The following is a 26,114-nucleotide window of genomic DNA, read 5'->3' on the forward strand; positions in this document are numbered from 1 at the left end:
GATGAGTTTAATGAAATATTTATATATTTTACTTGCATTGTTTTTAAGTGGCTGTGCACAATTACCTAAAAAACCTTTAGTTAAAGGTCAAACTAGTGTTGTTCCGCAAATGCCAGCAATCATCAATTCAAGTGGTTCGATTTATCAAGCTACACAATTTAGTAGTTATGGATATCAACCAATGTTTGAAGATCGTCGTCCACGCAATATTGGTGATGTGTTAACTATAGTATTACAAGAAAATGTTAATGCTAGTAAAAGCTCATCAGTTAATGCTGGGCGCAATGGTTCAGCTAATGTTGGTGTAACAAGCGTACCAAATTTCTTAGATGGTTTGTTAGGTCGAGGAAAAGTTGATACTAATGTTTCTGGTGAAAATGATTTTAAAGGTTCTGGTGGCGCTAATGCTAAAAATACATTTAATGGAACGATAACTGTTACTGTAGAGGATGTTTTGATAAATGGTAATTTGAAAGTAATTGGCGAAAAACAAATAGCGATTAATCAAGGGACTGAATTTATCCGTTTTTCAGGAGTTGTTAATCCTAGAACTATCAGTGGTAGTAATACTGTAATCTCAACCCAAGTTGCTGATGCGCGTATTGAATATGTGGGCAACGGTTATATTGATGAAGCCCAAACAATGGGTTGGTTGCAACGTTTATTCTTAAATATTTCACCATTTTAAAGAGTTCATTTTATGATAATAAAATTGCGTACTATTACCTGCTTTATCTTTGCGATGATATTGGTTGTACCATTTAGCCATGCTGAGCGCATACGCGATTTAGTGACATTCCAAGGTGTAAGAGATAATGCTTTAGTTGGTTATGGTCTTGTTGTTGGTCTTGATGGCACAGGCGATCAAACATCACAGACTCCTTTTACTATTCAAAGTATCACCAATATGCTTTCTCAATTAGGTATTACGGTTCCATCAGGTACTAATATGCAGCTAAAAAATGTAGCTGCAGTTATGGTAACTGCTAAATTACCGTCTTTTTCTCGGGTTGGGCAACAAATTGATGTTGTGGTATCGTCGCTTGGTAATGCTAAAAGCTTACGTGGCGGGACGCTAATTATGACACCATTAAAAGGAACGGATAATCAAGTATATGCTATTGCTCAAGGTAATCTTTTTGTTGGTGGGATGGGAGCTAGCTCTAGAGGTAGTAGTGTCAGTGTAAATCAAGTAGCAGGAGCTGCTATTCCAAATGGAGCGACTATCGAACGAGAGTTAGCAACAAATTTAGATAAACAAGATGTTATACATTTGCATATTAATCAATTTGATTATACGCGTGCTTTAAAAATCACTGAGGCGATTAATAGAGTACGAAGGAATGCAGCTGTAGCATTAGATGGTATGACAATTGCGTTAAAAATGCCAAAAGATAGTAATGCACGAGTACAGTTTTTATCACGAATACAGAACCTTGAAATTGGTACAACTCCTATTTCAGCAAGAGTGGTAATAAATACCAGGACAGGGGTAGTAGTAATGAACCAAAAAGTTCAATTAGATAATTGTGCTGTGGCACAAGGTAATTTATCAATTGTTGTAAATAATAGATTGAATGTAAGTCAACCTAATACTCCATTTGCTGGCGGTCAAACGGCAGTAGTGCCAGAAGATCAGGTTGCTATTGAACAAGAAAATACCGCACTACAAAATGTACCAGCTAGTGCAAGCTTAAATGATGTTATTAAATCGTTAAATTTATTAGGATCGAATCCAACTGAATTAATGTCAGTACTTGAAGCTTTAAAAGCTGCGGGCTGTTTACATGCAGCGTTGGAAACTATTTAACCAAAAAGAACATATCATATGAGTAATATAATTGATCAACCTTTAAACCGTTTTGCTTATGATTTATCTGGGTTAAATCAGTTAAAAAATTATGCAGCTCAAGGTTCGGCTGACGCTATTGAACAAGTTGCCAAGCAATTTGAATCGTTATTTATTAATATGATGATGCAAAGTATGCGTAAAGCAGTGCCGGAAGGTGGGTTATTTAATCAATCAACTTCTCAATTGTTTACGGCCATGTTTGATCAGCAAGTGGCACAGCAAGCTGCTGGAAAGGGGTTTGGTTTAGCTCAAATCATCGCTAAACAATTGACGAATAATAAACAAACGTTGCCAACTATGGACGTTCAGTCGTCGTCACAACAGGTAAGTGCAAATAATACACAACAAAATCTCCAGTTAGCTCAATCTTTATTTAGTAGTAATACGTCTACTTCTAATTTAACACCTCAGGCATTAGGTCAAATGCTTTATCTAAGTAGTCTTAATAATAAAGAAAAAACATCAAATCAAGCTGAAAATATATCTGATAAAACACCATCTAATGTTGACACACTTGAAACCGATGATATTACTGCTTTTATTAAAGATTGGCTTGAACCAGCAAAACAGGCAGCTAAAAATTCAGGCATTCCTTACGAAGTGATTATTGCACAAGCTGCTTTAGAATCAGGTTGGGGACAGAAACAAATAAAAACAGCTGATAACAAGCCAAGTTATAATTATTTTGGCATAAAAGCCAATTCATCATGGCTAGGCGATTCAACTCGTTCAACGACTCATGAATTTATTAATGACAAAATGATTAAAATTCAAGATGATTTTCGAGTTTATAACAGCAAGCAACATGCATTAACAGATTATCTCAATTTGTTAACCAAAAATCCTCGTTATAGTTCTGTTGTAAAAGCGCCAGATGCTAGAACCGCTGCAAAAGAGTTGCAAGCGGCTAAATATGCAACTGATCCAGAATATAGTAATAAACTTATTCAAATTATTAGTCGCATAGAACAAATAGCCCAAAATACTCCTCAATTAACAGCAATATCTGGCTTCAAACAAATCGCATTTAAGTAAGATCAAAATTAATATTTAACATATTGATTTGTCTGATTATATAAAAAGGAGGTTATATTCCCTCCTTTTTTCCATTATAACTCATACTGAATTTATACATAGTAATTATCTTGATTAATATCTACTATTCTAAATAATTAAAAATGATCTGTTCGCATGATTTTGATAGTATATTTAAGGTTACTTTTAAATTAGATCATATTAGAGTACTAATTGAGTAATGATAGGTGGACCTTTTATAAATAACATTTATTCATACAGTGATGTATTGAATAGTTGGTTAAGCTTGTTTAAAGTGTTTGCCTTTCCAAAGCAATTGATTAATCAATCCTACATTCAACACCTAATGCAAATCGAGTTAATAAAAGGTTTGATAAAGTGTTTTATATTTGAGCTGTTTTTTTGGCAGTGATTTGGCTGTTTTCAACAGCTTTAATCTCTCTATCATTGCTCTATCAAAACAAGTAGCAACAGATAGCAATTATAATACGGTAATGCTAGTAGCTAAAAATAGGTTAGATAATCTACGATGAATAAAATTAGCTATATGTATTGATAATGGTAGCTGTGGGTGAATTAGGGATAGATATACATTGTTTATATTTGACCTTTATTCGTGCTAACTTATTGGCTTTAACAAATGAATACTAAATGGCACAACTATTTATTTGCAGGGTCAGCCTTTTAATGATAGTAATGTGTTATTGGACAATACCTAAATCATTCAATGCTTCATGAATCAATCAAGAACAGATAAGAATGAGGAAAGGAGAAGAACTTAATTTAGCAGTAAATTATTTGATTGGTAGTTAATAATAAATCACCGCTAGTTTTAGTTATGATAATAATGAAAAAGGAGGTACAATCCCTCCCGTTTCAATTGCTATTGTAGCTAATGTTAACTTTTAATACTTAGTCAGCTAAATTTGTTACATTTGAAAAAGTGACATACTTTGCATGGTTTTGAAGACATATTGAGCTGCTTGTAAATTAGCTTTTAGCATTACATAGTCAGAAATTGCCTCATACCAGTCAACTTCTTCAATCTGGCTAATTTGACCTTCAAATTCAACATCAACCGTTTTACCAAGTTCGGTTAATTCTTCAATTTCTGATAATAACGAACCGCCATTAGCTCTAACTATATTGAAATTGTCAAAAGAATCTTCAATTCCAAGATTAGCTTTTGATAATTCTGTTTGATATTGCGGATCATTGACACCATTATTTAAAGCGACAAGAGCATGATCAATACTAGCGAAAATATTATGATCTCCACTTGGATTCGATCCTGTCATAAACACTTGAATGCCAGTAAAACTCAATGGAACTTCACGCGTATTATCAACAAGAACATTAATTGTGGTGGTACCACCAACATAACTAACTACACCATTGTTATCCTTAACAAAAGGCGGAGTGTCATTTTTATTACCAGCAAAAATGTAATTGCCGTTACCATCTTGTGCGTTAGCTAATGAAAAAAGTTGATCTTTTAAACCTTGCAATTTATTGGCAAGATCTTTCAAATTATCGTCATTTAATGCTCCATTCCCTGCATATACTAAAGTCTCTTTAATATTCTGGATTACTGTATTGACGCTGCCTAAGATAGTATCTTGGTGACTAAGTGATTTATCAGCGTTATCACGAGCAACAAGGAATTGCTGATTTTTTTCTTTTTCCTGTTTGAGGATTAACGCTTGTGTTGTACCAATTGGATCATCAGATGGTGTCAAAATCCTCTTACCGGTTGATAAATGTAAACCAGATGTTTGATATTTGCTGTTGGTATTTAAAATACTTTGTAAATTTCTTTGATATAGTGAGTTTGTACTAACGCGCATTTTTTATTCCTTTATCATCTAGCTAAATCTAAAATGGAATCAAATATTATGGAAGCTGTATTTATGATTTTGGCATTGGCTTGGTAATATTGCATATATACTTGCATAGATACATATTCTTCTTCTAAATTTACTCCAGAGATAGATTGATTTTGTTCATCAATCTCTTGTAGAATATTTTTACTTGTTTCAGCAGAAACTTTAGCAGTTTGTGTTTCACTGCCAATATAACTAACTAAAGATGAATAAGCTTTACCTAATGTCAATGTACCATCATCGATGAGTTTTTCATTTTGGATTGCTAATAATTTAGCGACATTACGATTATCACCCGCACCGTTCTCTGCATCACCAATTCCAGTTGCAAGTTTGCTTGTATCGTTAACTAACAATTTTAGGGATGAAGCAACATCTGAAACAGGTTTAATAATAAAAGAGTCACCCGCTACAGGACTGCCACTTATTTCAATAGACAAACCATCAAACAACAACTTACCGTTTTGAATAGTAGGTGTAATTTGCTTATTATCAGAAAGGCGAGTAATAATCCAATCAGATCCATCAAATTCTAATTTATAATCAGAGGCTTTAACATCTGTATAATTTCTAAATTCTGTTTGAACTGAAGCATTACCTCGATTTTTTTCATTAGCTATATCAATAGGTATGTTATTAAAACCGAATAATTTGCCACCAGCATTGCCGTCACTATCTACACCAGAGGTATGCACCTCATTAAAACGATGTGCTAAGTTTAAGGCGATTAAACCTACCTGGTTTAGTGAATTAGTTAATGGCCCATCACGTAATGTTAATAATCCGTTTAACACACCAGAAGTAATATTTTGACCATTTAATTCTTGTGAAGCGCCGGAATTATGAGTATAAACAACAGCATTTAATGATGGATCACTTTTTGATGGCTGCACTGACAATAGATTAACAGATGTCCCTTGAACAAGGGTTAATCCGTTTGCTAATGATAGATTGTATTGCCCATTCTGTTCAGTAACGGTTATACCAATTAATTCACTTAATTCATTAACCAATTGATCTCGTTGATCAAGCAGTGAATTGGGTTCTTGACCGGCACTTAATGCTTCTAACCGAGATATTTTTTGATTAAGGTCAGCGATTTGCTCAATATAATTGTTAACTTTATCAACATTATTGCTTAAATCGGTATTTACATTAGCAATCTGATTTTTCAAATCAGTTTCAGTTCTATTAAACTGGTTAACTAAGGAATTTAGGTTATTAATAACTACCTGTTTAATAGTCGCATCACCTGCATTTGAAGATAATTTATTCAAATTAGAAAAGAGATTATTAATTTGTGACGAAATACTGCTATCATTTTCAGCTAATAAATTATCAACTTTTGATAGTCCATTGTAATAAGTTTTGGCAGCTCCATTTTGCGATTGAGATTGACGTAATTGACCAACAACAAATTCATCGAATACACGATTGACGGAGGTCACATTCACACCATTACCAATAAATCCAAAGCTATACTGATTACCATTTGCTTGACTTAAAACTTGTTGTTGGCGGTTGTAACCAGGCGTATGCGCATTACTAATGTTATTACTAATCACATTAAGCATATTTTGTGCTGCATTTAACCCACTAACACCCGTGTTCATTAATGAATTGGCCATAAAAAGCTCCTAATATATCTAGTCAATAACATCATTGTTATTGAACTCATGGTTATATTATTCTTATATCGGATCAAGTCGCCAAAACTTTAGCTTTTTTCCAAACGATATTGTTAATAAATATAATATGAGATTCAATTTTTTGAAAAAAAAGCAACTATCATAGTTGCTTTGTTGTTCACTCTATTCTTGTTTAGTCTGTTCTTGTTCAATTTGTTGTGTTTGTTTTAAAAAATCTATGCCAGTTAATTTATTTTCTTCTTCAATATATTGTTCTGCGGCTTTATTCAAGATTAAAATACTAATGCGACGATTAGCGTCTTCACTATATTTTGGATTGTTTAAACCAACAGTATCGGCTAAAGCAATAATCCGGATGATCTTTTTTGAATCTAAGCCACCAGCAATTAACTCTCTTCTTGACGAATTGGCTCTGTCTGCTGATAATTCCCAGTTACTATAACCGCGATCTCCCGACGCATACTGACGTTCATCAGTATGACCTGATAAAGTAATTTTGTTTGGTAATGAATTTATAATTGGTGCTAAAGCGTATAATATATCTTGCATGTCGGATTGAACTTCTGCACTACCAACTCCAAACATTGGTTGATCATCTGATGCCAAAATTTGAATTCGTAATCCTATTTCCGTTAATTCAACAATTAAATTAGGTTCTAATTTTTTTAAGCGGGGATCAATTTCGAAAGTATCATTAATCTTGCGTACCGCTTCGATAAACTTAGCATTTTCAATTTGTTTTGGTGCTAAATTTGCTTTTTTTTCTACTTCACCTTGTTTTTGGGTAAAGTCATTGCCTCCACCAGGAATTGGGCTATCGCTGTCGCTAATATTATTGCCTCCATTACTACTAGCAAATATTGGCGCTTTAAAATATTCAGCCACACCTTTTAATTCTTGAGGCGTAGCGGCATTAATTAACCACATTACCAAAAATAAAGCCATCATCGCAGTCATAAAATCGGCATAGGCAATCTTCCACGACCCTCCATGATGCCCATTACCATGATTGGATTTTTTCTTAGAAATTATTATTCTAACTAATTGATTTTTCATTGTTCGTTATTTTCTGTTTCTTCTGCATTATTAGTTTTATGTGCTTTATTATTACTTTTAATTTCTTGAATATATTGTTCTAATTCAAAGAAGGATGGCCGCTCATTAGAAAAAATAGTTTTTCGTCCAAATTCAATACAAATTTGAGGGACATAACCATGCATGCTGGCAATAAGTATTACCTTGGTGCATTCTAATGCTTTGATGGAATTGGCATTTTGTTGTCTTAACAATGCGGATAATGGTGTAACAAAGCCATAAGAAAGTAAAATACCTAAAAAAGTACCAACCATTGCATGTGCAATAAGTTCGCCAATTTCACCGGCTGGCCTGTCAGCATGAGCTAATGTAGTAATAACGCCCATTACCGCAGCTACAATCCCAAATGCAGGCAAACCATCACCCATACTTGCAAGGGCATCAGCTGGTTTGGTTAGTTCCTCAAGCGTGGTTTCAATTTCTTCATTCATTAATGCTTCAATTTCGTATACATTCATATTGCCACTAATCATAAGGCGAATATAATCGGTAATGAAATCACAAATTTTGGAATTAGCCAAAATGAGTGGATACTGTTTAAATAATTCGCTCTCATTAGGATTATCAATATCTGCTTCAATCGATAATCCACCATTTTGGCGAATTTTAGTTAAAATCGTATACATTAGGTTAATTAATGTTAAATAAAGGGTTTTATTATATTTAGATGTTTTAAATAATTGACCTATTGCTTTAAGTGTTGCTTTCATTACTTTTATTTCGTTACTAACGATGAAAGCACCTATAGCAGTACCACCAATAATAAGAAATTCTAACGGTTGGAACAGTGCTCCTAAGAACCCCCCACTAAAAACAAAACCTACTAAAGTAGATGCAATAACGACAACATATCCTATAATAATTGGCATTGGTTTTCCTTTTTTTATATAATAATAGCTATTATTTTTTTGATATATTTAATTATTCATTTTGCGAATTAAATATTGATAATAATTGCATACATTTTGCATAGTTTTCTTTCTGCGTTTTATTATTTTTTTCAGCTCTTGATGGTGGTTGGCATAAACTACAAACAAAACTATTTTGTGGTTGATATGCATGGGTAATGAAACGACCATTGCATTCTTTACAACTCGATTGCTGCATGACATTACTTTCAACAAATTTAACTAAAATCCAAGCTCGTGTTAATCCTAATATGGGGGCTTCATTATCAGCCGCAGGACATTGTTCTAAATATAATTGATAAGCTTTTAAAATAGATTGTATACCAGATTTTGTACCATGTTGTACTAGGAAGTGATAAGCATTATAAAATATACTGGAATGAATATTGGGTTCCCACGTCATGAACCAGGTTGTTGAAAAAGGTAATAACCCTTTAGGTGGTGGGCAACCTTGGATTTCTTTATAAAGTTTGATCAGTTTCCCTCGACTTAAATTGGTTTCACTTTCAAGCATTTGGATCCTTGCTCCAAGTGAAATTAATTTAATAGCTAGCTGAACTTCCTTATATGTTTGAACAATACTTGTACATTTCATCCTGATTTCCTATGCACCACTTACCACTTTGCTAGTTACTTATTCATTTACTCATTTATTGATTGAATCTAATAATAGGCTTGATAAAAGTATCCCTGTATGCATTTGTTTTATATCACTAACGCGCGACTCTTCTGTCAGTTTTTTTATCAATTCTGAATTCTTGAATCTTAATTGAAAAATTAATTGATTGGTTTCTGACAGAACTAACATCTGTGAGGTACTTAACTTGCTTAATATATCGGCGGCTTCTTCATCAATACCTAATCGAAACATTGCCATAACTTTGTCTTTTTCAAGCATGCGCTGACTAAGCAGTAGCGTTGAAAGATTTAAATGATGTATACATTTAAGAATATCGTTACCTAGTTCATTACTCAATTTAATCACCAATTTTTAGCTTGTTAAATCCGCGATAGAACAATATATTATTAATAATATTATGCAGATAATATACTCTCATATCTAAAATTACATTTTTAAAGACTAAAGGTCAACAAAAAATGCATTATTATTTTTATATTTATTCTAGTTTACTTTGTATTCTTTTTATTGCTTGGCTATGTAATTGGCTTACACGCGATTCACTAATGTTCATTACTTTACCGATCTCTTTTAAATTAAGATCTTCTTGATAATATAAGGCCAAGACTGTTTTTTCTTTTTCCGGTAGATTTTCAATCTCTCGGATAATAATATTGCGAACTTCATCATTTATAATTGTTGAAAAAGGATTATTGTCTTCTTCATGTTCAATCATGGTGTCGATGTTATCACCTAATTTTGTTTGCATCTCATCATATGAACATATTTGGCTATGATTCGAATCCAACAATATTTTGTGATATTCAGCAATGGTTAATTGCAAATATTCAGCAATTTGATAATCGTTGGGTGGTTCACCTAACTTTTGCTCTAACTCATTAATTGCTGTGGTAACAGCTTTTATTTTTTTACGAGTATGCCTTGGTAACCAGTCACGGTTACGTAATTCATCTAACATTGCTCCTTTAATTCTGGGTATAGCAAAAGTAGCAAAGGCATTACCTTGAGTTGCATCATAACGTTTTATGATATCTAATAAACCTATATAACCAACTTGTAATAAATCATCAAGCTCAATTGTAGCAGGTAAACGCACTGCTAATTTTAATGCTTCATTGCGAACTAAATGAACATATTGTTGCCAATTTGTTCGATTAATTACGCCTTGTGAGTTATATAAACTATCACTCATTTTTTGAAACCAGTATTAAAAATACCCATAAAATAACAATATTACTGTTATTATGACAGTATCTTATAAATTCAATTCAGGGAATAAGATAACAAAAAAAAGGTATTTATCATTATAACAACAACGATATTCACAAATATCGTTGTTGTTATGGTTTAAGTTAATGTAACCAAAAAATTGGTAACAATTACCTTATTGTAATAAACTTAGTACGTTTTGCGGAACTTGGTTAGCTTGTGCTAATACTGAAGTACCTGCTTGTTGTAAAATTTGTGCTCGAGTCATATTTGATACTTCTACCGCATAGTCAGCATCTTCAATACGACTACGTGAAGCTGAAAGATTGTTAGTTCTACCTTGAAGCTCAGCTACGGTTGATTCGAAACGGTTTTGAGTTGCACCAAGTTCTCCCCGTTGTTTGTCAACTATTTTTATTATGTCATCTACTGCCTGTAACACATTAGAACCGGCAGGATCTAGCACAGAAGCGTCGAATGCAGTTTCAATAGGAGTATAGAGCGAAGCTTTATCTTGTTTTTTTACATCCACTCCAATTATTTGTTTATCATCTGCTCCTACTTGGAAGTTAAATGTTTTATCTTCCGCAAACAAAGATTTACCATTGAAATTAACTTGCTTAGTAATACGCTCTATTTCATCTCCACGTTTTGTAATTTCAGATCTAATAGATGCTATATCTTCTGGACTGTTAGTAGCATTTAATGCTTGTACTGATAATTCACGGATACGTTGTAGATTATCATTAATTTGACTATAAGCGTCTTCAAGAGTTTGAGTCAATGAAATACCATCATTGGCATTACGAGCAGCTTGAGTTAAGCCACGAATTTGTGAAGTAAAACGATTAGCAATACCTTGACCTGCCGCATCATCTTTAGCACCATTAATGCGTAGACCAGTTGAAAGGCGTTGAATTGATGTACTCAAAGTATTTTGAGATTTGTTTAAACTATTTTGTGTCATTAAAGACATCATATTAGTATTAATTACTTGTGCCATTTTTATATCTCCTTTAAAAAATACAATTAATTATAATCAACAAAATATCGAAAAAATCTGAATAGTTTGTCGATGACTATATTATCGGTAGTGAATCAGGAAACTTTAATTTTTTTGTAAATATTTTTTTAGAAACTAAAATTAGTTCTAGCAACTTAACTATTTTTTTCGATAAATCAATCAACAATTGTATTAATTATGTTATTTTAGGCAACATTGAAAATATAGTAAATTAGATTGGAATTAATCACCTAATACAATAATATAAGGTTATTTGATGGTCACAATAAAATCAGAAATAATAAATTATGCAATAATTGCTAAACTTTTGGTTAAATTTGCCGATAACCTTATTAATAAGTAATTTCAATGTATATATACTATATGAAAGGAAGGTTAAATTATGGCGGGAATAAGTGCGTTAGGTGTAGGTTCTGGGCTTGATTTGAATGAAATTCTCAATCAATTAGAAAAAGTGGAAAAGCAACGCTTAGTTCCAATTCAAACCCAACAAAAAACCATTAACTCAAAAATTAGTGGCTTTGGTCAGTTAAAAAGTGCTTTAACTAAGTTCAATGATGCAACTAAAGTCCTTCAAAAAACCGAGTTATATAATAACCGAAGCGTGGTGACTAATGATAGCTATTTATCAGCTAAGGTAAATGGCAATGCGGCGTTAGGTGATTATAGCGTGAAGGTTGATCAGTTAGCGACTTCACATAGTGTAGCAACTGCTGCGATCGGTGATAAAACAGCAGCATTGGGTAGTAGTGCTGAAACACGAACAATTACCATTAAGCAAGATAATGGCAAAGAACTTAATGTGGTTTTGGGTAAGAATGATAATACCTCTTTAGAATCAATAGCTAATGCCATTAACCATGCTAAACTAAAGGACAGCAATGGCAATGTTATTGGTGATTCAACCGTCAATGCCGCAGTAATTCGTTCGGGATCCAATGGTTATCAATTAGTTATAACTTCTAAAGAAACCGGTGAACAGCAACGTATTACGTCAATTCAATCAGATGATCAAAATTTGAATAGCATTATTGGTTTTAATAGTAATGATCAAAACGATAATAGTAAGATGCATACAGTTACTACTGCCCAAGACGCCAAATGTTCAGTCAATGGAATTGCGATAACTAGTGCCTCAAATACTATTAAAGATGTGGTATCCGGTGTTGACCTTACCTTAAAGGCAACTACAGCAACACCTCAAAATGTCTCAATAACCACCGACAATGAAAAAACTAAGAGCGCGATTAAAGATTGGGTAGCCGAATTTAATCAATTGCAATCAACTATATCAACCTTAACTAAGTTCACTCAAGCTAAATCAGGTGAAGTTGATAGTAGTAATGGTCCACTAATTGGTAATTCGACTTTGCGTAATGTAGATCAGGGTATTCGTACAATATTTGCTAGAGGTCAAGAAACAGGGGAGTTTTCCGTTTTATCCCAAATTGGCATTAATATGGATAAAAGTGGCATATTAACTATTGACGAAAATAAATTAGATAAAGCCTTGAATGAAAAAAGCGATGCGGTAGCTCAATTATTTACTGGTGATGGAAAAGGGACCGGCGGCATTGCAAATCAAGTTGTAACAAAAGTTAACAGCTTTATTGAAAGTAAGGGGTTAATTGATGCGGCTACCGATGGTTTAAATTCAACTTTAAAATCATTAGAAAAGCGTAGTGAACAAGTAAGTGATTCGATTGATAAAACCATTGAACGGTATAGGGCTCAGTTTTCTCAATTAGATACTTTAATAAGCTCTATGAATAGCTTAAGTACTTATTTAACCAATCAATTTGATGCGATGGCTAACACAGGCAAAAAGAAATAGGTAAAACACATGTATAAAGTCGGTTCAAAGGCTTACCAGCAAGTTAATTTAGAAACGGACGTTAGTCTGGCGTCCCCTCATCAATTGATGGTGTTACTATTTGATGGTGCACTTAATGCCATTCGCTTAGCAGGCTTATACATGCAAAAAGGCAATATTGCTAGCAAAGGTAGTGAAATTTCTAAAGCAATCAATATTATTGATAGTGGCCTTAGGAGTTGCTTAGATTTTGAAAAAGGTGGTGATATTGCCGAAAACCTAGCGCGTTTATATGCATATATTAGCCAGCAATTGCTTCTTGCTAATTTGCATAATGACCAAGAAAAATTGCAAATGTGTTTTGATTTGCTTAATAATATTGCTGAAGCTTGGCGTGAAATTGCTTAGTGATAAGCAATGAGGTGAAAGGTTAATCTATATGAAGTTATTAAATCTGTATCAACAACTCAGTGATGTAATTGAACAGATGTTGAAGGTTGCTCAGGATCAGCAATGGGATGCATTACTTAATTGGCAGGAAAAGTATGAACAATTATCGACAGATTTAATTGAAACATTTGGTACAACCATGTTTGATGATGAGCAATTGGTTAAACAACATCAAGAAGTAATATCGATGTATATTGTCAATATACTCAATTATCAACAACAATTAGATCAATTAATACGTCAATATCATACTGAACTTAGTCTATTAATCGCTGAAAAGGTTAAAACGCGTTCGCAAATCCAAAACTATTGTCATGTTGCTAATTTAGTTAATTAAAAAATATGTTCATGTTGTTTAGATAGTTATCAGAATGTTATTCAATATTGATGGCGCCTAATGACTGATTTTAATAGAAGTCATTAGGTGCTATTTTTTTATTTTCAGCTAATTTGATATGAATAAACTAGCCATTGATATTCATGACTTCTTGGTATGCGGCGACAAGTTTACTTTGAACCTGAATACCAAATTGTAATGAAACGGAAGATTTTTGTAGATTAACCATGACTTCATTGAGAGAGACATTGGGTTCGCCCACTTCAAACGCTTTAGCTTGATTATTGGCTTGGATTTGAGTTTGACTGATGGTGTCAACTTTAATTAACTCAATATTCAATAACACCTAAAGCGACTGACTTTAAAAGCAGTTGATTAGGTGCTTTGTTGATATTTTTAGTTAATTTAGTATCAATTAATTAGACATTCATATTCATGACTTCTTGGTATGCGGCGACAAGTTTGTTGCGAACTTGAATACCAAATTGCAATGAAACGGAAGATTTTTGTAAATTAACCATGACTTCATTGAGAGAGACATTGGGTTCGCCCATTTCAAACGCTTTAGCTTGATTATTAGCTTGAATTTGAGTTTGACTGATGGTATCTAAAGCGGTTTTTAATTCAGTAAGAAAATTTTGTTCATTGTTTGCTGTGTATTGTTTTTTATCAATACTATCTGATTCACTTAACATCATTAATCCGGCAGGATTAAACGGATTGATTGTATTCATAGTTGTAAATGCCATTCTTATTTAGTTTCTTTGATTGCCACATAATCTAGCATAATGATAAAAATCTAAATGGTATGAGTAAAGGGGAAAAATGTGCTTTTTTAGAGCTATTGAAATTTTGATTTATACAGATAATAAGCGGCAGGAATAATCTAACCAGTTTCGAATCAATTAGAATCAGGATATTTATGGATAGCCAGACTGTCGATACTAATAGTAAAGGTAACTCAACATCAAACAATTTACCTTTTATTAATCAATTAAAGAAAAATTATAAAATGGCAATGCTAATTGCTGGTGTAGTGCTTATTGCTATTACTAGTATTGCATATTTATGGTTAAAAGATGAATCTTATGGCGTTTTATTTAGTAACTTAAATGATAAAGATGGCGGTGAAATTATTAGCCAGCTTGAAAAGATGAATATCCCTTACAAGTTTTCATCTTCGGGTTCGACAATATTAATTCCCGAAAATAAGGTTTATGATACGCGTTTACGTATTGCACAACAAGGTTTACCTAAAGGTGGAGCTGTAGGTTTTGAATTACTCGACAAAGATAACTTTGGTATGAGCCAATTCAATGAACAAATTAATTATCAGCGAGCTTTAGAAGGTGAATTATCAAGAACCATAGCTATTATTAGTAGTGTTGAAGATGCACGAGTACATTTAGCTATGCCTAAACCGTCATTATTTGTTCGAGAAAGGAAATTCCCTTCTGCTTCGGTCGCTTTAACGTTACTCCCAGGGCGCGCTTTATCACAAGGGCAAATTGATGGTATTGTGCACTTAATTTCGAGCAGTGTGCCAGAACTACAGGCAGATAAAGTAACCATTATTGACCAACGTGGTAATTTATTAACGGGTGAGAATTTTCGAGATAGAAATGCTAACGTAGCACAGTTAGAGTATAGCGAACGAATTGAAAGTAGTATTCGTGAGCGAGTAGAAAAAATCATTATGCCGATTATTGGTAAAAATAATGTCATTGTGCAAGTCAATGCCGAAGTAGATTTTAGTCGGCAAGAAACCACATCTGAAATTTATGATCCTAACAGTGATGAAGCTAATCAAACTATCCGCAGTAAACAACTAATTGATAATCGTCAATTAGCAAATAGCGAAAATACGGGTGGTATTGGCGGTGGTGTGCCAGGAGCGCTATCTAATCAACCGGTGCCAACGCCTAGTGCTCCGATTGATGGTGAATCGACATCAACCACAGATGAGGAAGAAAAAGAGAAAATTTATAATTTACAATCGAATAATACGTTAAATTATGAAGTTAATAAACAAGTTGTGCACAGTCAGATCCCAGAAGGGCGTATTAAGCGTTTATCTGTTGCTGTTTTAGTTAATTATAAATTTGTGGCAGCAGGGTCAGACGTTTCTGACGTTCAAGATGAGAATAATAATGAGAATGATGAGAGTGATGAGAATGCAGTTACCGCAACAGACCGTTGGATTAAGCTTAATCAGGATGAACTTAGTAATATTGAAGCCTTAGCTCGTCAAGCTATGGGCTTTTCTAATTTGCGTGGCGATACTATAACTGTTGCCAATTTGAAATTTACTGATCAAATCTCTGAAGAGGATGAAATACCATCATTCTGGCAAAAACCAGAATTTTATGATCTTATCAAATCTGTCATTAAATACCTGATTATAGTATTGGTTTTATGGTTGGTATGGCGTAAAGTATTAAAATCAATGTGGATAAAATTACAACCACAATTGTTAACATCGTTTGATAAATCAGCTGATAAATCAACTGACACGGCAACTGATAAATCAACTGATACAGCAACTACTACAACTACAACAGCAGAATCTCAATCTGAGTTAGATGATCAGTTTGATTATTTTGATTATAAAGCGCACAGTATGCAGCTACAAAGAATATTTGAAGATAATATGCAACAACAAGAATATATTCGAGAAATTGTTGATAAAGAGCCTCGTGTAATGGCGTTAATTATTCGTGGTTGGATGGATAAAGAGGGTTCTAATCAATGAAATTAAATGAAACTCAAAGAGCAGCGATGGTTTTAATGGTGCTAGGCGAGGATCTAGCTGCAAAAACATTGCAATACCTTACATCAGAAGAAGTACAGAAGATTAGTAGTTCTATGGTGTCGTTGCCATCAATTTCTCAAGAAGAATTTAAAAGCATATTAAATCAATGCCAAAAGGAACTTGAAGAATCTGCTATTTTAAGTATGAATACTAATGAGTATTTACGTTCAATATTAGAAAAATCGATGGGTACGGAGAAAGCTAACCGTTTACTCAATAAGTTGCTAGGAACAGATCAAGACAGAATAACCGATGGCATTGAAATGTTAAATCGTCTTGGTGCACCTCAAGTATTTGATCTAATCAAAAACGAGCATCCACAAATTATTGCTACTATTTTAATTCATCTCAATCGTGATTTAGCGGCTGATATTCTAAATTTATTTGATGATGAATTGCGTAATGATGTTGTATTACGAATTGCTACTTTTGGCGAAGTTGATTCTTCTGCTTTAGAAGTGCTATCGTCATCGTTATCTACTATATTGCATAATCAAAATAATATTAGATCAGGCGATCTTGGTGGTGTGCATACCGCAGCAGAAATTATTAATCTTCTTAAAACCCAGCAAGAAGAGTCAGTTATTAATGCATTACGCGATTATGATGATAATTTGGCGCAAAAAATTCTTAATGAAATGTTCTTGTTTGAAAATCTTGTTAATGTTGATAATAGAAGTATTCAACGTCTACTCAAAGACATTGATAATGAAACATTGATAATTGCATTAAAAGGTGCATCGGTTGAAGTACAAGATAAATTATTGGGTAATATGCCACAAAGGGCTGCAGCTATTGTACGTGATGATTTAGAAAATCGACAACCAGTTAAAGTTTCTCAAGTTGAAATTGAGCAGAAGAAGATTTTGGCTATTGTGCGTCGATTAGTAAAAAGTGGTGAAATGATTATAAATAATGGTGAAGAAGATTATGTATAATCAGTCGGATTTATATGATTGGAAACCATTAATGTTTGAGGATTTATCCTCAAATAGCCGATCTCGATCATCGACTAGCAAAATAAGTAAAGGGAAAAACTCTAATAAATCTAAATTACAATCGGAGATATCAGATGTTGATCCTGTAGCTAATGAATATGATTTTGAGCAACTAAAAGATGAAATAAAAGCACAAGCTTATCAGGAAGGATTTAATTTAGGTAAAGAAGAGGGTTTTGCTGCCGGTAAAGACCTAGGCTATGAACAAGGCTACCAGAAGGGGCAGCAAGAGGGACGTGAATATATTGAACAACAGTTAAATGAAGAAAAACTAAATACTGTTCAAGCTATTAAGGAATTGATAACTAATTTCAAGCAATCTATCGATGATATTGATGAATTAGTTGCACCTAAATTAATCGAATTAGCTTTATTAGCAGCACAAAAAACGGTTGGCTCAATACCAGAAGTAAAACAAAAGCAGTTAGAGCACATTTTAAAAATGTTAATTGAACATTGCTCGTTGTTATCTGGATCTATTTCATTACATGTTAATCCAGATGATTTTGTTTGGCTTGAACCAATGTTTGGTGAGGAAATAAAACAGCATAATTGGCAAGTCATTGCTGATTCGGATATTGAATCGGGTGGATGTAAAATGTTTACCGAAACAAATGAAATTGATGCTAGTACTGTAGATCATTGGCAGATAATGTCAGATAGCTTATTAGAAGGTGGGGATAATCATTAAGGTGAGTTTTTCTTCTAAGTGGTCAGTAAAAATAACTCAAGCTATTGAACAGTTGCGATCGGTATCGTTGATACGTCAATATGGTCGATTAATTAAAGCATCAGGATTGGTACTAGAAGCGACAGGGTTAAAATTACCATTAGGTTCAAATTGCTTTGTTGAAAGACAAACACAAGGCAAAATTGAAGCGGTGGAATGTGAAGTGGTCGGTTTTCGGGCACAAACACTTTTCCTTATGCCTTTTGGATCTACCGATGGTATTTTATTGGGTGCTAGAGTTTTTACGTCACAATATGATTTAGCTCATTTTAAATATAAGTTATTGCCAGTTGGAATAGCTTTACTCGGACGGGTAATTGATGCTGCGGGTAATCCATTAGATGGAAAGCCTTTGCCAGAGGATGTCGAATATCAAGGATTATCTAATAAAAACCTTAACCCTTTACAACGAACCCCGATTCATCAAGTACTTGATGTCGGCGTTAGAGCCATTAATGCCTTATTTACGATTGGTCGTGGGCAAAGAATGGGATTATTTGCTGGTTCAGGTATTGGGAAAAGTGTGTTACTTGGCATGATGGCCCGTTATACCGAAGCTGATATTATTGTGGTAGGCATGATCGGTGAACGAGGTCGAGAAGTTAAGGATTTTATTGAAAATATTTTAGGAAAAAAAGGGTTAGCTCGCGCGGTAGTGGTTGCAGCACCAGCTGATGTTTCTCCGTTATTGCGTTTACAAGGTGCTGCCTATGCGACCAAGATTGCTGAAAATTTTCGTGATCAAGGGTTTAATGTTTTACTAATTATGGATTCATTAACTCGTTATGCGATGGCACAACGTGAAATTGCTTTAGCTATAGGTGAACCCCCTGCAACTAAAGGATATCCACCTTCTGTATTTGCTAAATTACCAGCATTAGTTGAAAGGGCTGGTAATGATGCATCCGGGAAAGGTTCGATTACTGCTTTTTATACAGTATTGACAGAAGGGGATGATCAGCAAGATCCTATTGCCGATTCGGCTAGAGCAATTTTAGATGGACATATTGTTTTATCACGGTTACTTGCGGAGTCTGGACATTATCCAGCAATTGATATTGAAGCGTCAATTAGCCGTGTGATGACAGATTTGACTTTACCTGAAGATGAGAAAAAATCGCGTTTGTTTAAACAACTTTTTTCAATTTATCAACGAAATCGTGATCTGATTAATGTTGGTGCTTATGTAGCAGGTACTGATCCTTTACTCGATAATGCAATAGCTTTATTCCCAGCAATGCAGAACTTTTTGCAACAAGATATTAATGAGTATTGTAGCTATCAGGAAGCTAAGCAGCAATTAGAGAGTATTGTTGAACCAACACAAGTTAATTAGGAAAAATGATGGGCAGTAAAAATCCAGGGCAATCAGATTTTTTGACGTTAAAGAATATAGCCCAAAAATCGGTAGATAATACATTGATTAAGTTAAAAAAAGCAAATGACGATTATAACAATGCTAAAGCGCAATTGGATATGCTAAATGATTATTATACCGAGTATCAACAAAAATTAACTGATGCTTTAACACTTGGCATTAAAGGTAATGAATTAAACAATTTTAATGCCTTTTTGTTTACGATAGAAAAGGGAATTTTGCAGCAACAACAGTTATTGGCAACATTGAAAATGAAACAAAAACAGATTATTGATAAACTCAATGAATGCCAAAAAAAAGTAAAAGTTTATTCAAATTTATTAGAAAAGCAACAGCAACAATATCTGCAACAACAAAATCGGTTGCAACAAAAACTGACTGATGAATTTGCACAGCAACAAATAGCAAGGAGAATATTAAATGAGCATTAATAATATTACGGATATTAAAATTATTCATCAATCAGGACGCTATGCAACTAATGAAATTAATTTATCTAGTGATGAAGTTGGTTTGTTTCAACAATTATTACAATCTAACCAGAGAAATATAAACCATGATGGGAAGTTGTTGCATAACGGTACAAAAGAACAAATCGCTAAAGCCAGTGATTCTGATGAGTTAGAGCAAGAACTTGATATTGTAGCTGTACTATTTCCACCAACATTAGATAGATTAGCTGAAGCTCAAAATAAATTTGCACAGGAAGAAGGCACTGAAGATCATCATTTAAAAAATGGTTCATTAACAAAGACTATAACCAATCTCGTTAATTTAGCTGATATTAATCAAGAAAGTAAAGTTATCGTTCCTGATGGTGATGTTGTTGCAAACCAAGATGTAATAATTAGTAATCAGCAACCATCAATGCCTTTAACTAATACGGGGAGCCAATACCCAATAATCCAAACGGCCCAACCGGATATCGATAATAAAACATTTACTTTAGAAACACAAAAGACAACGTCTTTATCTGATATTGAAGCATTAATGCGTGAGAGTGAATCTAATCACCCTTTTACCTCTGATAATGTTAGTAATTTAATGCAAAAAAATAATATGTTTGATGCAAATATGTTAGCTAGTACTGCAAATAACGATACGGCTATAAATAATACCGGTTTGCTAGCTTCGCAAGCTAATATGCAAAATCAGTCATTAACTCCAACAACACAAGTGCAGACAACATTGAATTTATCAATGCCTATTAATATAGCACAGTGGCAAACATCGTTAACTCAACAGATTGTTATGTTTAGTCGGCAAAATATTCAAACGGCTGAAATTAAATTACATCCAGAAGAGTTAGGGTCATTGCATATTAAGTTAGCAATGGACGATGATAAAATGCATTTGCATATGATGGTTGCTCATACTGTAGTTAAAGGTGTAGTTGAATCAGCCATACCTCATTTGAGAACTTCGTTAGAAGAACAAGGTATTACACTTCAACAAACAGATATTAGTGATTTTTCTATGATGAATGATTCACAACAATCAGAAATGTTTAAACAACCAAATAATGACAAGCAACAAGTATCATTGTTAGGTACTGAAGATGAACAAGCGGCTGATCAATTATTATCTGTTGAAAAAAATTACGTTTCAGCCGGTTTGAGTATATTTGCATAAAAAATTAAAATTAACATCAATGTTTAAAAACAATAGGTTGAGAAAATTGAAATCGTTGAATAGATGATATTTTTATTGTCTATTCTTTAAATTAGTTTAATGGGTATGCTTTATTATTTGTAATATTTTTATGTATCCAATTATTACTCGTATGCTTGACCGAAATTTAAGCCGTTATGTTTTGTTTGATTTAAGAATCATCAATATTTAGGCATATTAAATGTTAATAATTTGTTTTTTCGATATTGCCAAGTTTAATTGGTTATGAGTTTTTTTAATTTCTATAGAGACTATAATAAATATGCCGATTACTATTAAAAATAAAAAAATGAGTGTTTATGATATAATACAGATCGTAATTACTCTATTAGCATTAATTGCAGCTGTTTATTTTTGGTATCAAAGTCAATCAAAAAGTACAACCAGGGCTCAACGTGATTCAGCTTCGCTTGCTTCATCACCGGTATTTTTTACGTTACAACCATTTACTATTTCATTATCTGTCTCGGAAGAGGGGGGTGAGATTAACCAAGTTTTATATGTAGGTATTGTGTTGCGTGTTGCGAATGAAAAACAAAAAAGCATATTAACTGAGTATTTGCCAGAAGTAAGAAGTGATATTTTATTGTTAGCATCTAAGCAAAATATTAATGAATTGAAAACTGAATCGGGAAAAATTGCATTACAAGAGCAAATTAAAGTTGCTTTGTCTCGGCAATATGGTGCTAGAAACAACGTAGTACGAATTGATGAAGTCTTATTTACCGATTTTATTATACGGTGATTACCATGTCTGATAAAAAGGAACTAAAAACAGATATCCACAAATCTAATAAAGCAGGGAAAATGTTAGATTCTGAATCAAAAACTGAAAATAATTCATATCAAGATTCTGCTTCTTCCTTATCTATAGATAAGAAAGCTGGAGTTCGACCATATGATTTGTCTGTAAAACATAATTTTATTCCCGAACGGTTAACGGCGTTAGAAATTATTAATGTACGTTTTGCTCGTCAGTTTAGAATTGGCTTATTTAATCTATTGCAACGTAATATTGATGTTACTGTATCACCTATTGTATTGCAAACGTTTGATGAATTTACGCATATTTCATCTTGGAGTCATTTAAATTTAATTCAGTTGAAACCTTTACTTGGGTCAAGCTTATTTTCATTCTCGTCTGAATTTGTGTTTCTTATTGTTGATACTCTATTTGGAGGTGAAGGCAATATTACAATGAAATCAAAACAACGTGAATTTACGCATACTGAACAACAAATCATAAAACGTGTATTAGATTTAGCTTTAACTATTTATCAAAATATATGGGCAAGTCTTTATACCATTGAAGTGGAATATATTCGATCTGAAATGCAAAGTAAGTTTACTAATATTACCAATTCCCCAGATGATATTGTCTTGACTTCAGTCTTTACGGTGGAAGTTGGTAAGAGTAAGGCTAATTTTTATATTTGTATTCCTTATTTAATGGTTGAACCAATTAAAGATTTATTGATTAAGCCGCCAAGTGAACAACCATTTTATCAAAATGATGGTGTATGGATGAGTTCATTAACTAGCGGAATTAAACAATCAACGGTAGAATTAGTCGCTAATTTTAGCCAGATTGATACAACTGTAGCTAAACTTTTAGCATTAAAAGTGAATGATATTTTATTGATAAATAAACCGACTTCTCTTGATGTCACTGTGGACGGTGTACCATTATTAAAAGGATGTTACGGTAAAGTTAATAAACAATATGCAATTCAAGTAGAACAGGTAATTGATCCTGTATTAGAGCAATTGAATGAGGGAATATTGAATGACTGATGTCAAACAAAACGGTGATAATAATAACCAAACTAATGTAAAAAGTGACGAATTGCCTACTAAGGAAGCAATTTTTGAAACACTATCACCACAACAAACTGACGATAAAAAACAAGATATTAATCTTATTTTAGATGTCCCTGTAAGTATGAGTGTTGAACTTGGTAGAACTAAAATGGCGATTAAGGATCTGTTAAATTTGACACAAGGTACTGTCATTGCATTGGAAGGCTTTGCCGGTGAACCTTTAGATATTTTAATTAATGGTTATTTAATTGCACAAGGCGAAATTGTGGTAGTTGGTGACAATTATGGCGTACGAATTACTGATATTATAACACCTTCAGAACGGGTACGTAGATTGAGTCGTTGATGAGTGATAGTCAATTAAATGATACTGAAAGTTCGGTTATAACAACAAAATCAATAGTAACTGATCCCGCACCCGCACCAGATATGGGCTTATACTCACAAGCAGTAACATCAATTGCAACATCCTTTATTGGGATTATTGGTTTGATTTTGCTATTGGGTTGGTTAGTAAAGCGTTTTGGATGGAAAAAAAATGCGGATAATTTAATTGATGTGAAAGCTAGCTATATTATTAACCCTAAAGAGCGCATTATTTTAGTTCATGTTGATAATCAGTTATTAGTAATTGGTGTTACAGCTCAACAGATGACATTATTACACACAATTAGCGAAGAACGTTCACAATTAATATTATCACAGGAAAAAAATATTAAGAGTGATGTGAAAAATAGTCTATTTCGACAAATATTACAATCAACTTTAAAAAGTAGAAAGGAATAACAGATCGTGCGGTTAAAATTTACAATTTTGGTAAGTTTATTGTTGCTTAGCCAATATAGTTATGCTGAAGTCTTTCCGTTCTCGATTGTAAGTCAACCAGCACAGAATGGTGGGCAAAGTTGGTCATTGCCAGTTGAAACGTTAGTTTTTATTACATCGCTAACCTTTATTCCAGCAATTTTGCTTTTGATGACCAGTTTTACTCGTATCATTATAGTATTAGGTCTATTGCGAAATGCACTTGGAACACAATCAGCACCGCCTAATCAAGTTATTTTAGGTATTGCTTTGTTTATGACATTTTTTATTATGTCGCCAGTGTTTGATAAAATTTATCAAGATGCTTATGTACCTTATTCGCAAAATAAAATTACTATGCAAGAGGGTTTGACAACAGCAGCAAAACCATTACATGAATTTATGTTAACGCAAACTCGAGAAGCGGATCTTGCCTTATTTGTTAATATGGCACATCTTGGTGAGATACCAACGCGTGAAGATATTCCATTGAAGGTACTTGTCCCGGCTTTTGCGGTAAGTGAATTAAAGACAGCTTTCCAAATTGGATTTACTATTTTTATTCCTTTTCTGGTTATAGATCTCGTTGTTGCTAGTACCTTAATGGCATTAGGGATGATGATGGTGCCGCCAGCAACAGTATCGCTACCTTTTAAATTAATGTTGTTTGTATTGGCTGATGGTTGGCACTTGTTGTTAGGTTCATTAGCCCAAAGTTTTTTTAGTTGAGGGAAAATATGCAAACAGAATATATTAGCAACCTTGCCATGCAGGCGATCAAGGTTGCAGCATCACTTGCAGGACCTTTGCTTTTAGCAGCATTAATTACTGGGTTAATTATTAGTTTACTCCAAGCTGCCACACAAATTAATGAAATGACATTATCTTTTATTCCTAAAATTCTAGCTGTTGTTATTGTATTAGTGATTTTAGGGCCATCAATGTTATTAATTATGACTGACTATATCAGAATAGTAATTACTGGTATTCCTAACTTAACTAATTAAGTTTAATAGTCATGGATTTTGACGTTAACAATTTATTTAATATCGATTATTTTCTATTAATTAGGAGTGGTTTTTTCCCTTTTGTTCGAATTTTATCCTTGATCATGGTGGCTCCAATCACCGGCGAAAGTGAAGTGCCTAGTCGTGTGCGAATAGGTTTGGCATTGCTTATTACTCTTTTACTTCCTCTCCCTTCACTTGATAGTAATATTACAATATTTTCTTTTGTTGGTATTTGGATCATTCTACAACAAATCATCATTGGTATTATGATTGGTTTAACTATGCAATTTGCATTTGGGGCAATGAGATTTTCTGGTGAATTAATTGGTATGCAAATGGGACTAGGGATGGCAACCTTTTATGATCCAATCGGAGGGCCATCAACTTCGGTATTATCACGCTTGATAAATATTGTAAGCTTATTGATTTTTTTAAGTTTGGACGGACATTTATGGTTACTCTACGGTTTATCATGTAGTTTTGATATTATTCCTGTCAGTATTATGCCATTAAAGGATAATGGTTATTTAGCTTTAATTGATGCAAGTGCATTAATCTTCGTTAATGGTATTATATTAGCATTACCTTTGATGACATTATTATTGATTGTTAATTTGTCATTAGGGCTGTTAAATCGAATCACCCCACAATTATCTATTTTTGTGGTCGGTTATCCTTTAACATTATTATTAGGATTAACCATGTTAACTTATTTAATATCCTCCTTGCCAACCTTTGATGAGTATATTTTTGAACAAATGTTTGCCAAAATTTCTTCTATATTATGGTATTTAGTTGATTAAATATAATAAAAAAATATAGCAATACTGATTTAAAATTTAATCATTATAATATGTTTATGTAGATTCAATTAATTACAAGTAGCATGATATTGTTGTAAAAATGTTTCAGGTTAGCTATACGTTTCAGTATAAATTTAAGCCTACATTCAACATCTAAGTGCGAATCCAGTCAGTAAAAGGCTTCATAAGGTG

General features: G+C 33.2%; 26 protein-coding genes and 3 pseudogenes. 19 read left to right on the forward strand and 10 right to left on the reverse strand.

The window, feature by feature from the left end:
* Position 1: 1 nt before the first annotated feature.
* From Q0K76_RS07385 to flgJ, 3 genes are read left to right on the forward strand one after another with little or no spacing between them, the layout of a single operon-like run.
* A complete protein-coding gene (locus tag Q0K76_RS07385) occupies positions 2–688 on the forward strand; it encodes a flagellar basal body L-ring protein FlgH (protein ID WP_363322431.1) in 687 nt (228 codons plus the stop codon).
* Between the two features lie 54 nt (positions 689–742).
* Positions 743–1,810, forward strand: a complete 1,068-nt coding sequence (locus tag Q0K76_RS07390; RefSeq protein WP_363322432.1) for a flagellar basal body P-ring protein FlgI — start codon at positions 743–745, stop codon at positions 1,808–1,810.
* An 18-nt stretch (positions 1,811–1,828) separates the two neighbouring features.
* Entirely contained in the window at positions 1,829–2,887 is a 1,059-nt protein-coding gene (gene flgJ / locus Q0K76_RS07395) for a flagellar assembly peptidoglycan hydrolase FlgJ (RefSeq protein ID WP_294613705.1), read from the forward strand.
* A 929-nt stretch (positions 2,888–3,816) separates the two neighbouring features.
* Here the strand turns inward: flgJ and flgL are convergent.
* From flgL to Q0K76_RS07435, 8 genes and pseudogenes are all read right to left on the reverse strand, one after another.
* A complete protein-coding gene (gene flgL, locus Q0K76_RS07400; RefSeq protein WP_294613707.1) occupies positions 3,817–4,734 on the reverse strand; it encodes a flagellar hook-associated protein FlgL in 918 nt (305 codons plus the stop codon).
* Between the two features lie 14 nt (positions 4,735–4,748).
* The gene (gene flgK, locus Q0K76_RS07405; protein ID WP_294613709.1) at positions 4,749–6,398 is read right to left on the reverse strand and encodes a flagellar hook-associated protein FlgK; all 1,650 of its coding nucleotides are present in this window, start codon (positions 6,396–6,398) and stop codon (positions 4,749–4,751) included.
* 183 nt (positions 6,399–6,581) lie between these two features.
* The gene (gene motB / locus Q0K76_RS07410) at positions 6,582–7,475 is read right to left on the reverse strand and encodes a flagellar motor protein MotB (RefSeq protein WP_294613711.1); all 894 of its coding nucleotides are present in this window, start codon (positions 7,473–7,475) and stop codon (positions 6,582–6,584) included.
* Complete coding sequence (gene motA / locus Q0K76_RS07415; RefSeq protein ID WP_294613713.1) at positions 7,472–8,383, reverse strand: flagellar motor stator protein MotA; 912 nt, start codon at positions 8,381–8,383, stop codon at positions 7,472–7,474. The genes motB and motA overlap by 4 nt, the downstream gene beginning before the upstream one ends.
* A gap of 127 nt (positions 8,384–8,510) precedes the next feature.
* Positions 8,511–9,017, reverse strand: a pseudogene (gene flhC, locus Q0K76_RS07420) (flagellar transcriptional regulator FlhC); the annotation flags it as partial.
* A gap of 51 nt (positions 9,018–9,068) precedes the next feature.
* The gene (gene flhD, locus Q0K76_RS07425) at positions 9,069–9,398 is read right to left on the reverse strand and encodes a flagellar transcriptional regulator FlhD (RefSeq protein ID WP_294613717.1); all 330 of its coding nucleotides are present in this window, start codon (positions 9,396–9,398) and stop codon (positions 9,069–9,071) included.
* Positions 9,399–9,540: 142 nt separating this feature from the next.
* Positions 9,541–10,254 carry an RNA polymerase sigma factor FliA gene (locus Q0K76_RS07430; RefSeq protein WP_294613719.1) on the reverse strand — a complete coding sequence of 238 codons (714 nt, stop codon included), beginning with the start codon at positions 10,252–10,254 and terminating at the stop codon, positions 9,541–9,543.
* A 192-nt stretch (positions 10,255–10,446) separates the two neighbouring features.
* Positions 10,447–11,274, reverse strand: coding sequence for a flagellin (locus Q0K76_RS07435; RefSeq protein WP_294613721.1), 828 nt, complete (start codon positions 11,272–11,274; stop codon positions 10,447–10,449).
* Between the two features lie 403 nt (positions 11,275–11,677).
* On the opposite strand from Q0K76_RS07435, the gene fliD reads away from it, so the two are divergent.
* Genes fliD through Q0K76_RS07450 form a run of 3 tightly spaced genes read left to right on the forward strand, consistent with a single transcriptional unit; the run spans position 11,678 to position 13,895 of the window.
* A complete protein-coding gene (gene fliD / locus Q0K76_RS07440) occupies positions 11,678–13,129 on the forward strand; it encodes a flagellar filament capping protein FliD (RefSeq protein WP_294613723.1) in 1,452 nt (483 codons plus the stop codon).
* 9 nt (positions 13,130–13,138) lie between these two features.
* Positions 13,139–13,516, forward strand: a complete 378-nt coding sequence (gene fliS, locus Q0K76_RS07445; RefSeq protein WP_294613725.1) for a flagellar export chaperone FliS — start codon at positions 13,139–13,141, stop codon at positions 13,514–13,516.
* Between the two features lie 31 nt (positions 13,517–13,547).
* Positions 13,548–13,895 carry a hypothetical protein gene (locus Q0K76_RS07450; RefSeq protein ID WP_294613727.1) on the forward strand — a complete coding sequence of 116 codons (348 nt, stop codon included), beginning with the start codon at positions 13,548–13,550 and terminating at the stop codon, positions 13,893–13,895.
* Between the two features lie 127 nt (positions 13,896–14,022).
* Here Q0K76_RS07450 and fliE (Q0K76_RS07455) read toward each other — a convergent pair.
* Positions 14,023–14,214, reverse strand: a pseudogene (gene fliE / locus Q0K76_RS07455) (flagellar hook-basal body complex protein FliE); the annotation flags it as partial.
* 100 nt (positions 14,215–14,314) lie between these two features.
* A pseudogene (gene fliE / locus Q0K76_RS07460) lies at positions 14,315–14,557 on the reverse strand (flagellar hook-basal body complex protein FliE); the annotation flags it as partial.
* 260 nt (positions 14,558–14,817) lie between these two features.
* Here fliE (Q0K76_RS07460) and fliF point away from each other — a divergent pair.
* From fliF to fliR, 13 genes are all read left to right on the forward strand, one after another.
* Entirely contained in the window at positions 14,818–16,647 is a 1,830-nt protein-coding gene (gene fliF / locus Q0K76_RS07465) for a flagellar basal-body MS-ring/collar protein FliF (protein ID WP_294613734.1), read from the forward strand.
* Positions 16,644–17,645, forward strand: a complete 1,002-nt coding sequence (gene fliG, locus Q0K76_RS07470; protein ID WP_294613736.1) for a flagellar motor switch protein FliG — start codon at positions 16,644–16,646, stop codon at positions 17,643–17,645. The genes fliF and fliG overlap by 4 nt, the downstream gene beginning before the upstream one ends.
* Complete coding sequence (locus tag Q0K76_RS07475) at positions 17,638–18,396, forward strand: flagellar assembly protein FliH (RefSeq protein WP_294613739.1); 759 nt, start codon at positions 17,638–17,640, stop codon at positions 18,394–18,396. Before fliG ends, Q0K76_RS07475 begins: the two co-directional genes overlap by 8 nt.
* A gap of 31 nt (positions 18,397–18,427) precedes the next feature.
* Positions 18,428–19,771 (forward strand): flagellar protein export ATPase FliI, encoded by a 1,344-nt coding sequence (gene fliI / locus Q0K76_RS07480; RefSeq protein ID WP_363322433.1) that lies wholly within the window; start codon positions 18,428–18,430, stop codon positions 19,769–19,771.
* An 8-nt stretch (positions 19,772–19,779) separates the two neighbouring features.
* On the forward strand, positions 19,780–20,244 hold the full coding sequence (fliJ, locus tag Q0K76_RS07485; protein ID WP_294613743.1) for a flagellar export protein FliJ: 465 nt from the start codon (positions 19,780–19,782) through the stop codon (positions 20,242–20,244).
* Entirely contained in the window at positions 20,234–21,445 is a 1,212-nt protein-coding gene (locus Q0K76_RS07490) for a flagellar hook-length control protein FliK (RefSeq protein WP_294613745.1), read from the forward strand. Before fliJ ends, Q0K76_RS07490 begins: the two co-directional genes overlap by 11 nt.
* 301 nt (positions 21,446–21,746) lie before the next feature.
* Positions 21,747–22,229, forward strand: a complete 483-nt coding sequence (locus Q0K76_RS07495) for a flagellar basal body-associated FliL family protein (protein ID WP_294613747.1) — start codon at positions 21,747–21,749, stop codon at positions 22,227–22,229.
* 5 nt (positions 22,230–22,234) lie between these two features.
* The gene (gene fliM, locus Q0K76_RS07500) at positions 22,235–23,278 is read left to right on the forward strand and encodes a flagellar motor switch protein FliM (protein WP_294613749.1); all 1,044 of its coding nucleotides are present in this window, start codon (positions 22,235–22,237) and stop codon (positions 23,276–23,278) included.
* Positions 23,271–23,651 (forward strand): flagellar motor switch protein FliN, encoded by a 381-nt coding sequence (gene fliN / locus Q0K76_RS07505; RefSeq protein WP_363322429.1) that lies wholly within the window; start codon positions 23,271–23,273, stop codon positions 23,649–23,651. Before fliM ends, fliN begins: the two co-directional genes overlap by 8 nt.
* On the forward strand, positions 23,651–24,091 hold the full coding sequence (gene fliO / locus Q0K76_RS07510) for a flagellar biosynthetic protein FliO (protein ID WP_294613751.1): 441 nt from the start codon (positions 23,651–23,653) through the stop codon (positions 24,089–24,091). Before fliN ends, fliO begins: the two co-directional genes overlap by 1 nt.
* A gap of 24 nt (positions 24,092–24,115) precedes the next feature.
* Positions 24,116–24,838 carry a flagellar type III secretion system pore protein FliP gene (gene fliP, locus Q0K76_RS07515; RefSeq protein WP_363322434.1) on the forward strand — a complete coding sequence of 241 codons (723 nt, stop codon included), beginning with the start codon at positions 24,116–24,118 and terminating at the stop codon, positions 24,836–24,838.
* 8 nt (positions 24,839–24,846) lie between these two features.
* On the forward strand, positions 24,847–25,116 hold the full coding sequence (gene fliQ / locus Q0K76_RS07520) for a flagellar biosynthesis protein FliQ (RefSeq protein WP_294613755.1): 270 nt from the start codon (positions 24,847–24,849) through the stop codon (positions 25,114–25,116).
* 11 nt (positions 25,117–25,127) lie between these two features.
* Entirely contained in the window at positions 25,128–25,922 is a 795-nt protein-coding gene (fliR, locus tag Q0K76_RS07525; RefSeq protein WP_294613758.1) for a flagellar biosynthetic protein FliR, read from the forward strand.
* Positions 25,923–26,114 lie beyond the last annotated feature (192 nt).

It is taken from the genome of uncultured Gilliamella sp. (genome assembly GCA_945271295.1).
GTDB lineage: Bacteria > Pseudomonadota > Gammaproteobacteria > Enterobacterales > Orbaceae > Gilliamella.